We start from the raw sequence: 11,164 nt of genomic DNA on the forward strand, positions 1-11,164 counted from the left end.
TCCAGGCGTGTCCGGCTTTTCGGTGTGCTGGCCGCGGTGACCCTTGCGGCCTCGGCCTGTGTCCACAACAGTGAGGGCCTCGTTCCGCCCGACACCGTTCACGTCGACCGCGTCGACGAGATCGCCGCGACGCTGCCGCCCGCCGTCGCGGATTCGGGGCGGCTCCGGATCGGCGTCAACGTGCCCTACGCGCCCAACGAGTTCAAGGACGAGAACGGCGAGATCGTCGGTTTCGACGTGGACCTGATGGATGCGGTCGCCTCCGTGCTCGGGTTGCGAGCCGAGTTCAACCAGGCCGACTTCGACAAGATCATCCCGGCCGTCCAGGCAGGCACCTTCGACCTCGGCATGTCGTCGTTCACGGACACCGTGGAACGCCAGCAGTCGGTGGACTTCGTCGACTACTACCAGGCGGGTGTGCAGTGGGCGCAGCGCACCGGTGAGCCGGTGGATCCCAACAACGCCTGCGGGCTGCGCGTCGGGGTGCAGACGACCACCTACGAGGACATCGACGAGGTTCCGGCGAAGAGCGACGCCTGCGTCGCGGCAGGCAAGGATCCGATCGTCAAGGTCAAGTACGACAGCCAGGATGACGTCTCCAACGCGCTGATCCTCGGCCGCATCGATGCGATGTCGGCGGACTCACCCGTCACTGCCTACGCGATCAAGCGCAGTGGCGGCAGGCTCGAGGACGCGGGCGACATCTTCGACTCGGCACCGTACGGGTGGCCGCTGAAGAAGGGCTCACCGCTGGCCCCGGCATTGATGGCGGCACTGCAACACCTCATCGACACCGGCGCGTACCAGCAGATCGCCGACAACTGGGGCGTCGGTGAGGGAACCGTGACCACTGCGCAGTTCAACGGCGCGACGAGCTGACACCACACGACCGGAAGGTGGACGCGATGGCGCAGGAAACGGTGTCCGAGCACACGGACGAACCCGAACCGATCCAGGCGGTGCCGCTTCGTCACCCCGGTCGCTGGATCGCGGGCACGGTCGTCGTGGTGCTCGCCGCACTCTTCATATACGGCGCCGCCACCAATGAGGCATTCGCGTGGGACGTGTACGGGCAGTATCTCTTCGACGCGCGGATCACCGAAGGCGCGGTACGGACCATAGAGCTGACGGTCCTCTCCATGATCATCGCGGTGGTCCTCGGTGTCGTCCTCGCCGTGATGCGACTGTCACCGAACCCGGTGCTGAAAACGGCCGCCTGGCTGTATCTCTGGATCTTCCGCGGCACGCCCGTGTACGTGCAGTTGGTGTTCTGGGGTCTGTTCCCGGCCATCTATCAGACCGTGTTCCTCGGCATCCCGTTCGGGCCGCAGTTCGTGGAGTTCAACCTCCAGGACCTGCAGGCGCCGTTCCTGTTCGCGGTGATCGGGCTGGGACTCAACGAAGCCGCGTACATGGCCGAGATCGTCCGTGCCGGTGTCGGTTCCGTCAACGAGGGTCAGGTCGAGGCGTCCACGGCGCTCGGAATGTCGTGGTCGCAGACGATGCGCCGCACGGTCCTGCCTCAGGCGATGCGGGTGATCATCCCGCCGACCGGCAACGAGCTGATCAGCATGCTGAAAACCACGTCACTCGTCCTGGCGGTGCCGTACACCGGCGAACTGTACGGCCGGGCGCGTGACATCTCGGGAGCCAACTTCCAACCGATCCCGCTGCTCCTCGTCGCGGCGACCTGGTACCTGGTGATCACCAGCATTCTGATGATCGGGCAGTTCTACCTGGAGCGGCACTACTCGAAGGGGTTGTCGCGGGTGCTGACGGCCCGGCAACTTCAGGCACTCGCCGACGCCCAGAACAAACCGCCGACGGGTCCTGCCGGCGGACAGGGAGGATGACCGATGACTGCTTCGTCGACGACTCCGATGGTCAAGGCAGACCGAGTCTGCAAGAGCTACGGCGCGCTCAAGGTGCTGCGCGGAGTGACACTCGAAATCGACCGAGGGCAGGTGCTCTGCCTCGTCGGGCCGTCGGGGTCCGGCAAGTCGACGTTCCTGCGGTGTATCAACCACCTCGAACAGGTCAGCGCGGGCAGGCTTTACGTCGACGGCGACCTCGTCGGCTACCAGGAGAAGAATGGCAAGCTCTACGAACTGCACCCGCGGGCCGCGGCGAAGCAGCGCCGCGACATCGGCATGGTGTTCCAGCACTTCAACCTCTTCCCGCACCGCACCGCACTCGAGAACGTCGTCGAGGCGCCCACTCTGGTGAAGAAGGCCAAGCGCAAGGACGCGGTGACGCGCGCGATGGATCTGCTCGACCAGGTCGGGCTCGCCGAGAAGGCCGATGCGTACCCGGCGCAACTGTCGGGCGGCCAGCAGCAGCGCGTCGCCATCGCCCGGGCCCTCGCGATGGACCCGAAGTTGATGCTGTTCGACGAACCGACGTCCGCGCTCGATCCGGAGCTCGTCGGTGAGGTGCTCAACGTCATGCAGAACCTCGCCAAGGAGGGTATGACGATGGTCGTCGTGACCCACGAGATGGGCTTCGCCCGCGAGGTCGCCGACCAGCTGGTGTTCATGGACGGCGGCGTCGTGGTGGAGTCGGGGGAGCCCCACGCGCTGCTCGCCAACCCGCAGCACGAGCGCACGAAGGCCTTCCTCTCGAAGCTCCTGTGACCGGCCTGCCCCCGATTGACCGAACGTCACATTCGGTCAGTGTCAGTGATACCTTGGTGATATCACTTCGATAGCAAGGTTGGTGCAATGGAGCGCAGGGCATTTCGGCTGAACGGGTTCGTGATGCTGTTGGTGGTGACGGTTGGGACGTTGGTCGCCGCCGGACTGGCGCTGGCGGGGGTGTTTCTCGACATTGCGATGGCGCAGCGCATCGCCTACTGGGTTGTTGCGGCGCTTCTGGGGCTGGTGATTCTCTGCCTTGCAACGGGATTCGTGGTCATCAACCCCAATGAGGCGCGGGTGATCCAGTTCTTCGGCCGGTACTTCGGGACCGTCGCCGACGACGGGTTCAAGTGGGTGGTGCCGCTGACGGTCAAGCGTCGCGTCACGCTGCGGGTACGGAACTTCGAGACCTCCAAGCTCAAGGTCAACGACGCCGTGGGCAATCCCGTCGAGATCGCCGCCGTCGTCGTCTACAAGGTGGTCGACAGCGGCAAGGCCATCTTCGCGGTCGACGACTACGAGGAGTACGTCGCCATCCAGTCGGAGACCGCGGTGCGGCACCTCGCGACCACCCACCCGTACGACACCACTGCCGTGCCCGTCGACTCCGACGCGGCGGACGCCACGAGCCTGCGCGACGGCGCGCAGGTCTCGGCGGAACTGACGAGCGAACTGGGGGAGCGCACCGAACTGGCGGGCATCGAGATCGTCGAGGCCCGCATCACCCACCTCGCCTATGCGCCGGAGATCGCGCAGGCCATGCTGGTCCGGCAGCAGGCGGCGCAGGTCGTCGCTGCGCGGGCGATGATCGTCGAAGGCGCCGTCGGGATGGTCGGTATGGCCCTCGACCAGCTCGCGGAGCAGTCCGTCGTCGACCTCGACGACGAGCGCCGCGCGGCGATGGTGTCGAACCTCCTCGTCGTCCTGTGCGGGGACAAGGCCACCCAACCGGTGGTCAACGCCGGCACCCTGTACGCCTGACATGACCGAACCGGTTCGGCGCACGGAACGGAAGAAGGTCCTGCTGCGGCTGGACCCGGCCGTCTACGACGCGATCGCGAAGTGGGCGGCCGACGACCTGCGGAGCGTCAACGCACAACTCGAGTACGCGTTGCGTCGCGCACTCGACGAAGCCGGGAGGACTCCCCGGCGACGCGAGTGAACGCGGGGTCAGGCCGGCTTGTGGCAGACGAAGATCGCGGTACCGGGGAACAGTTGCCCGCGAAGCGGACTCCACTGGCCCCACTCCCGGTCCAGCCACTCGGGCCAGTCGGGTTCGACCACGTCACGCAGTTCGAGACCCGCCGCAACGATCTCGCGGACCCGGTCGCCGATCGTGCGGTGGTGTTCGACGTAGGTGGGAGTGCCGGATTCGTCGACCTCGACGTACGGGGTGCGATCGAAGTAGGGGATGGTGGCCGTCAGCCCGGCCGCGCCCGGGTCGTCGGGGAAGATCCACCGCATCGGGTGGTTCACCGCGAACACCCACCGGCCACCCGGACGCAGTACGCGCGCGACCTCCCGCATCACCAGTGCGGAGTCCGCGACGAAGGGCACCGCGCCGAACGCCGAGCACGCGACGTCGAAGCTCGCATCGGCGAACGGCAGCGACTCCGCGCCGGCCTGGACGAGCGGGACGCGGGGTCCGCCGCGCTCCATCGCGGCCAGGCCGCGGTCGAGCATGCCCCGGGAGATGTCGAGGCCGACGGGACGCGCACCCTGGCCCGCGAGCCACCGGGCGCACGGAGCCGATCCGCATCCGATCTCGAGGACGTCGAGTCCCGAGACGTCGCCGAGCAGTTTCACGTCCCCCTCGTGCAGCCCCTCCGGGCACCAGACGAACTCGCCGTTGTCGGAGTCCACCCCGAGGAACTGGCCGTGGGTACGGTGGTAGTCGTCGGCGTCGGCGTCCCACCAGGCGCGGCTCGCGCGCTCGCTCTGCGCGGTGTCCACCCTGGCCCTGCTGAATCCGGCGGTGCCGAGCGTCGCGTTGGCGGCGGCGTGCCGATCGGGTGCGTCCTGGGGATCTTCGTGATGGGGATGTTCGTGATGCTGCGTCATGGCGTTGAGCACGGTATCGCCGTCGCCGGGTCGAGTGCCACCCGGGTTTGCCCAGCTCCCGTCAGGTCGCGTACCCTGTCACTCGCGAGTGTCCGCCGTGCAACTCCTCCTGGGGGTCGGCGGTGGGCGTCCGTGAGTCTGACAGAACACCATCAACCGAACCAATCCCTCCGGAGCAATTCACCTAATGCCCTCCACAACCGTCACCTCGCCGCAGGTAGCCGTCAACGACATCGGCTCCGCCGAGGACTTCCTCGCCGCCATCGACGCCACGATCAAGTACTTCAACGATGGCGACATCGTCGAAGGCACCATCGTCAAGGTTGATCGCGACGAGGTCCTGCTCGACATCGGTTACAAGACCGAAGGCGTCATTCCTTCCCGCGAGCTCTCCATCAAGCACGACGTCGACCCCAACGAGGTCGTCTCCGTGGGCGATGAGGTCGAAGCCCTGGTCCTCACCAAGGAGGACAAGGAAGGTCGCCTGATCCTGTCGAAGAAGCGCGCTCAGTACGAGCGTGCCTGGGGCACCATCGAGGAGCTCAAGGAGAAGGACGAGGCCGTCAAGGGCACCGTCATCGAGGTCGTCAAGGGCGGCCTGATCCTCGACATCGGCCTGCGCGGCTTCCTGCCCGCGTCGCTCGTCGAGATGCGTCGCGTCCGCGACCTCCAGCCGTACGTCGGCAAGGAGATCGAGGCCAAGATCATCGAGCTCGACAAGAACCGCAACAACGTGGTCCTGTCGCGTCGCGCATGGCTCGAGCAGACCCAGTCCGAGGTCCGCAGCGAGTTCCTGCACCAGCTCCAGAAGGGCCAGGTCCGCAAGGGCGTCGTGTCCTCCATCGTCAACTTCGGCGCGTTCGTCGATCTCGGCGGCGTCGACGGCCTGGTGCACGTCTCCGAGCTGTCCTGGAAGCACATCGATCACCCGTCCGAGGTTGTCGAGGTCGGCAACGAGGTCACCGTCGAGGTTCTCGACGTCGACCTGGACCGCGAGCGTGTCTCCCTGTCGCTGAAGGCGACGCAGGAGGATCCGTGGCGTCAGTTCGCCCGCACCCACGCGATCGGTCAGATCGTTCCGGGCAAGGTCACCAAGCTCGTTCCGTTCGGCGCGTTCGTGCGTGTCGAGGAGGGCATCGAGGGCCTGGTTCACATCTCCGAGCTGGCCGAGCGCCACGTCGAGGTCCCGGACCAGGTTGTTGCCGTCGGCGACGACGCGATGGTCAAGGTCATCGACATCGACCTGGAGCGTCGCCGGATCTCGCTGTCGCTCAAGCAGGCGAACGAGGACTACAACGCCGAGTTCGATCCGTCGAAGTACGGCATGGCCGACAGCTACGACGACCAGGGCAACTACATCTTCCCCGAGGGCTTCGATCCCGAGACCAACGAATGGCTCGAGGGCTTCGACAAGCAGCGTGAAGAGTGGGAGTCCCGGTACGCCGAGGCCGAGCGTCGCCACAAGATGCACACCGCTCAGATGGAGAAGATGGCTGCCGACGAGGCTGCCGAGGCTGCAGCCGGTGCGTCGGGCACCAACTACTCCTCCGAGTCCGGTGCTGCCGAGGGCCAGCCTGCTGCGACCGCCGAGGCCGGCGGCTCGCTGGCAAGCGATGCCCAGCTCGCCGCGCTCCGCGAGAAGCTGTCCGGCAACGCCTGACATGATCACCCGTAACCGGGTGTGAACTACGAAGGCCCCGGTCCTGCACTTGCAGGCCGGGGCCTTCGGCGTGGTCGGGGAACACGGTGACCGAGGATCTCAGCCGCCCTGACTCGCGATCGTGGAGTCGAGCATCGCGGCACGTTCGTCCAGGTCGTGGGGGGTGGGATTGTCGGCGTCCGGGAGATCACGACGCAGGTCGTCGAGCGTGGTGACCACCCAGGACGAGAGATCCGCGGCCTGGTCTCGCGAATAGATCTTGGTCTTGCCTTCCTCCAGCACCAATGTGGCGCCGGGTTCGGTGCTGGACAGCAGTGTGCGCAGGTCATCGGCTGTGACAGTCATGTGTTCACGGTAGAACCGGAGATCCGGTGCCGCATCCCGCACGGGCACCGAAGACCGCGACCCCACCCGGAGATCCGGGTGGGGTCGCGGTCGTTGGAGTCGGTGTGGGCCGGGGTGTCAGTTCGCGGTGGCCGCACCGGCGGCCCACGAGCTCTGCATCTCAGCAGTGCGCTTGCGCATCGACGCGAAGCTGTGGCGCGCCGGACTGAGCATCTGGGTGAACCAGTTACGACGGTGTTCCTGCAGGGCGAGCGCCACCTCGGGGATCAGGATGCAATGCACCCCGTCGACCATGCCAAGACGGTGCCGACCAGGCTGGGGAGAAGTGGTGCTCATGGTGTTCCTTCATCTCGAAGTGGGTGGCCTGGCACGTCTGCTCGAAGATAGCCGACGAACGGGTGATACCTGGTGATTTGGGGCGGATGTGCAGCGGGCGTGTTTGGTGACAGACTGTGGGGCGTGTTGCGAATCGGCCTCACTGGAGGCATTGGAGCTGGAAAGTCCACCGTGTCACGGATCCTCGGCGATCTCGGGGCCGTCGTCGTAGACGCGGACCTGATAGCGCGTGAGGTCGTGGAACCGGGCACCCCCGGACTCGCCGCGCTCGCTGACGAGTTCGGTCCGGAGATCCTGCTGCCCGACGGGAAACTCGACCGAGCCGCCCTGGCTGCCAAGGCGTTCGGCGACGACGCGGCCCGCGGTCGACTCAACGGAATCCTACATCCCCTGATCGGGGCGCGAACGGCCGCTCTGGTGGATGCCGCGCCTGCGGATTCCGTGGTCCTGCAGGACATCCCGCTCCTGGTCGAGGGGCGGATGGGTGCGATGTTCAATCTGGTCGTCGTCGTGTACGTCGACGAGGCCGAACGGGTTCGCCGACTGGTCGAGTTGCGGGGCATGCCCGAGGACGATGCGCGTGCCCGGATCGCGTCCCAGGCCACCGACGAACAACGCCACGCCGCTGCCGATGTGTGGCTCGACAACAGTGGGCCGCAGGGCGAACTGGACTCGGTCGTGACTGCACTGTGGGACCGGCTGCAGGCCTACGCGGACAACATCGCGAAATCGGTTGTGGTGCGCGCACTGCCGGTCCTGGTCGAGGCCGACCCGACCTGGGCGGAGCAGGGGCGGCGGCTCGCCGATCGACTCAGGTTCGTGTGCGCAGGCGACGCGCTGCGCGTCGACCACGTCGGATCCACGGCAGTGCCCGGGCTCGATGCGAAGGACGTGATCGACCTTCAGATCACCGTCACCAGCCTCGATGTCGCGGACGCCCTTGCGGATCGTCTGGCACAGGCCGGCTTCCCTCGCGTCGACGCCGTGACGGCCGACGACCCGAAGCCCGCGTACGGCATCGGAGGCGAGGCCGATCCGTCTTTGTGGGACAAGCGTTTCCACGGGTCTGCCGATCCCGGCCGACCCGCCAATGTACACATTCGCGTCGACGGGTGGCCGGGGCAACGGTTCGCGCTGGCCTTCCGTGACTGGCTCCGCGCGAACGAGACCGAGCAGGCCGACTATCTGGCGATCAAGCGCAGCGCCGCGCAGAGCGCGGCAGGCGAATCGGACGTCGCGGTCGCGACCGAGCGCTACCTGGAGGCGAAGACGCCGTGGTTCGACGGCGCCTACACGAGGGTCGAGCAGTGGATCGAACGCACGGGGTGGACACCGGACGCGCGGTAACGCGGGCTCAGGGGGCGGGCGTCGTCACCGCCAGTTGACCGGCATTCCCTCCGACGCCAGCCAGGCGTCGAGGTCGTGGCCGTGGGTCGCGATCCCGTCGACGGCCCGCGCCGCCGTCGCGATCGCCCTCTCGGCGGTCGCCGCATCGAGGTGCCCGGCGGTGTGGGCGGCGAGGAGTTCGTCGACGTCGAGCAGTTCGGTGTCGCGCCCGGTGCGGACCACCAGGTCGAGGTAGTGGTCCACGGACCGCCACACCGGTTCGCCCGGGACGAATTCTCCGATGTCGACGTATCGGTCCTGGTCGCGGGCGTGGTACGGGTGGTAGTGGAAGATCGACGCGCGCAACCCGAGGTCGGGTAACAGCCACGATTCCAGGTAGTGGAAGTGCGGGTGGTCGGAGTGCCGGGCCATGTAGAGCCCCCACGGTTCACGCCGGTAGTGCTCGACGGGCCGCACGAAACCCTTCGGATCGGTGTTGGTGAGGTCCGACAGGTCGAAGGCTTCCTTCTTCGGCGGATGAACGTGCATGGCTGGGAACCTACCGCTCAGGCCGGCGTGCGACACCTCGCATCACCGGACCTTGTCGGTCCCTGCGCCTACCCTGGAGCGCATGGCGTTTGCATCCGAGCATCCAGTGGTGGCGCACTCCGAATTCCGGCCGGTCGGCGACGTCGAACGGTCCGACGGTCGGTTCGAGGTCGTCAGCGAGCATCAGCCTGCAGGCGATCAGCCGCAGGCGATCGCCGAGCTCACGAGACGGCTGAACGACGGTGACAAGGACATCGTGCTCCTTGGTGCGACGGGCACCGGCAAGTCCGCGACGACGGCGTGGTTGATCGAGCAGGTGCAGCGTCCGACGCTCGTGATGGCGCCGAACAAGACCCTCGCCGCGCAGCTGGCCAACGAACTGCGCGAGATGCTCCCCAACAACGCGGTCGAGTACTTCGTCTCGTACTACGACTACTACCAACCCGAGGCGTACATCGCCCAGACGGACACCTACATCGAGAAGGACTCGTCGATCAACGACGACGTCGAGCGGCTGCGGCACTCGGCGACGTCGAGTCTGCTGTCGCGGCGCGACGTGGTCGTGGTCGCGTCGGTGTCGTGCATCTACGGTCTTGGCACGCCGCAGTCCTACCTGGACCGGTCGATCGAGCTCGAGGTCGGTGTCGAGGTTCCGAGGGACGCACTCCTGCGCCTGCTCGTCGACGTGCAGTACAACCGCAACGACGTCGCGTTCACGCGGGGCTCGTTCCGGGTTCGCGGGGACACCGTGGAGATCATTCCGTCGTACGAGGAACTCGCGGTGCGCATCGAGTTCTTCGGTGACGAGATCGAGGCCCTGTACTACCTGCACCCGTTGACCGGTGACGTCGTCCGGCAGGTCGACTCGCTGCGCATCTTCCCGGCCACCCACTACGTCGCGGGGCCGGAACGGATGGAGCGCGCGGTGCGCGACATCGAGGCGGAGCTCGAGGAGCGCCTCGCCGATCTGGAGAATCGGGGCAAGCTGCTGGAGGCGCAGCGGCTGCGGATGCGCACCAATTACGACCTCGAGATGATCAAGCAGGTCGGCTTCTGCTCGGGAATCGAGAACTATTCGCGTCACATCGACGGCCGTCCCGCGGGTTCGGCACCCGCGACCCTGATCGACTACTTCCCCGAGGACTTCCTCCTCGTCATCGACGAGTCGCATGTGACCGTGCCGCAGATCGGCGCGATGTACGAGGGCGACATGTCCCGCAAACGCAACCTCGTCGAGTACGGCTTCCGCCTCCCGTCGGCCACCGACAACCGGCCGCTCACCTGGGAGGAGTTCGCGAATCGGATCGGGCAGACGGTGTACCTGTCCGCGACACCCGGCCCGTACGAGCTGGGCCGGGCAGGTGGTGAGTTCGTCGAACAGGTGATTCGCCCGACCGGGCTCGTCGACCCCGAGGTCGTGGTGAAGCCGACGAAGGGGCAGATCGACGACCTGGTTCACGAGATCCGGGAGCGCACCCAACGCGACGAACGTGTCCTCGTCACCACACTGACCAAGAAGATGTCCGAGGACCTCACGGACTACCTCCTCGAACTCGGCATCCGTGTGCGGTACCTGCACTCGGACATCGACACCCTGCGTCGCGTCGAGTTGCTGCGTCAGCTGCGGCTCGGCGAGTACGACGTCCTGGTCGGCATCAACCTGCTTCGCGAGGGCCTCGACCTTCCTGAGGTCTCCCTCGTCGCGATCCTCGATGCCGACAAGGAAGGATTCCTGCGCAGTACGACCAGCCTGATTCAGACGATCGGTCGTGCCGCCCGCAACGTGTCCGGCCAGGTACACATGTACGCCGACAAGATCACCGACTCGATGGCCCGTGCGATCGAGGAAACGGAGCGTCGCCGCGAGAAGCAGATTGCGTACAACGCCGAGATGGGCGTCGATCCGCAGCCGCTGCGCAAGAAGATCGCCGACATCCTCGATCAGGTCTACGAGGAGGCCGACGACACGGACGTCGAGATCGGCGGTTCCGGCCGCAACGCCAGCCGCGGTCGTCGCGCGCAGGGCGAGGCGGGTCGTGCCGTCAGCGCAGGCGTGTACGAGGGGCGCGACGTGAAGTCGATGCCGCGGGCCGAGCTCGCGGACCTGGTGAAGGAGCTCACCGACCAGATGATGAACGCGGCCCGCGACCTCCAGTTCGAGCTGGCGGGACGACTCCGCGACGAGATCGCCGACCTGAAGAAGGAACTGCGCGGGATGGACGCGGCCGGTCTCAAGTAGGGACGGGCCTTC

12 protein-coding genes are annotated in these 11,164 nt (G+C 66.7%); 8 read left to right on the forward strand and 4 right to left on the reverse strand.

From position 1 onward, the window contains the following. The first annotated feature begins 36 nt into the window (after positions 1–36). The 5 genes from RHCRD62_RS13480 to RHCRD62_RS13500 all read left to right on the forward strand — a co-directional run bounded on the left by RHCRD62_RS13480 (position 37) and on the right by RHCRD62_RS13500 (position 3,798). Complete coding sequence (locus RHCRD62_RS13480; protein ID WP_253277305.1) at positions 37–879, forward strand: ABC transporter substrate-binding protein; 843 nt, start codon at positions 37–39, stop codon at positions 877–879. 26 nt (positions 880–905) lie between these two features. After that, positions 906–1,853, forward strand: a complete 948-nt coding sequence (locus RHCRD62_RS13485) for an amino acid ABC transporter permease (RefSeq protein WP_050065298.1) — start codon at positions 906–908, stop codon at positions 1,851–1,853. Positions 1,854–1,880: 27 nt separating this feature from the next. Continuing rightward, entirely contained in the window at positions 1,881–2,633 is a 753-nt protein-coding gene (locus RHCRD62_RS13490) for an amino acid ABC transporter ATP-binding protein (protein WP_050065159.1), read from the forward strand. 87 nt (positions 2,634–2,720) lie between these two features. Beyond that, positions 2,721–3,617 (forward strand): SPFH domain-containing protein, encoded by an 897-nt coding sequence (locus RHCRD62_RS13495; RefSeq protein ID WP_050065160.1) that lies wholly within the window; start codon positions 2,721–2,723, stop codon positions 3,615–3,617. Position 3,618: 1 nt separating this feature from the next. After that, positions 3,619–3,798 carry a type II toxin-antitoxin system antitoxin gene (locus tag RHCRD62_RS13500; protein ID WP_050065161.1) on the forward strand — a complete coding sequence of 60 codons (180 nt, stop codon included), beginning with the start codon at positions 3,619–3,621 and terminating at the stop codon, positions 3,796–3,798. 8 nt (positions 3,799–3,806) lie between these two features. Here the strand turns inward: RHCRD62_RS13500 and RHCRD62_RS13505 are convergent, their stop codons facing one another. Further along, positions 3,807–4,697: a class I SAM-dependent methyltransferase gene (locus RHCRD62_RS13505; RefSeq protein ID WP_050065299.1), complete on the reverse strand. Its 891-nt coding sequence runs from the start codon at positions 4,695–4,697 to the stop codon at positions 3,807–3,809. A gap of 187 nt (positions 4,698–4,884) precedes the next feature. Between RHCRD62_RS13505 and rpsA the strand changes: the two genes are divergently transcribed. Continuing rightward, positions 4,885–6,357, forward strand: a complete 1,473-nt coding sequence (gene rpsA / locus RHCRD62_RS13510; RefSeq protein WP_050065162.1) for a 30S ribosomal protein S1 — start codon at positions 4,885–4,887, stop codon at positions 6,355–6,357. A gap of 99 nt (positions 6,358–6,456) precedes the next feature. Here the strand turns inward: rpsA and RHCRD62_RS13515 are convergent, their stop codons facing one another. Both RHCRD62_RS13515 and RHCRD62_RS13520 read right to left on the reverse strand, forming a co-directional pair. Then, positions 6,457–6,702 (reverse strand): hypothetical protein, encoded by a 246-nt coding sequence (locus RHCRD62_RS13515; protein WP_157050900.1) that lies wholly within the window; start codon positions 6,700–6,702, stop codon positions 6,457–6,459. 117 nt (positions 6,703–6,819) lie between these two features. After that, a complete protein-coding gene (locus RHCRD62_RS13520; protein ID WP_050065164.1) occupies positions 6,820–7,038 on the reverse strand; it encodes a hypothetical protein in 219 nt (72 codons plus the stop codon). Between the two features lie 123 nt (positions 7,039–7,161). Between RHCRD62_RS13520 and coaE the strand changes: the two genes are divergently transcribed. Further along, entirely contained in the window at positions 7,162–8,385 is a 1,224-nt protein-coding gene (gene coaE, locus RHCRD62_RS13525; protein WP_050065165.1) for a dephospho-CoA kinase, read from the forward strand. A 24-nt stretch (positions 8,386–8,409) separates the two neighbouring features. On the opposite strand, the gene RHCRD62_RS13530 is transcribed toward coaE, so the two are convergent. Further along, a complete protein-coding gene (locus tag RHCRD62_RS13530) occupies positions 8,410–8,913 on the reverse strand; it encodes a ribonuclease FAU-1 family protein (protein WP_253277306.1) in 504 nt (167 codons plus the stop codon). An 82-nt stretch (positions 8,914–8,995) separates the two neighbouring features. Here RHCRD62_RS13530 and uvrB point away from each other — a divergent pair, with 82 nt between their 5' ends. Next, positions 8,996–11,152, forward strand: a complete 2,157-nt coding sequence (gene uvrB, locus RHCRD62_RS13535; protein ID WP_050065166.1) for an excinuclease ABC subunit UvrB — start codon at positions 8,996–8,998, stop codon at positions 11,150–11,152. Positions 11,153–11,164: the final 12 nt, after the last annotated feature.

The sequence above is a fragment of the Rhodococcus sp. RD6.2 genome (assembly GCF_001040705.1).
Lineage (GTDB): Bacteria > Actinomycetota > Actinomycetes > Mycobacteriales > Mycobacteriaceae > Rhodococcus_G.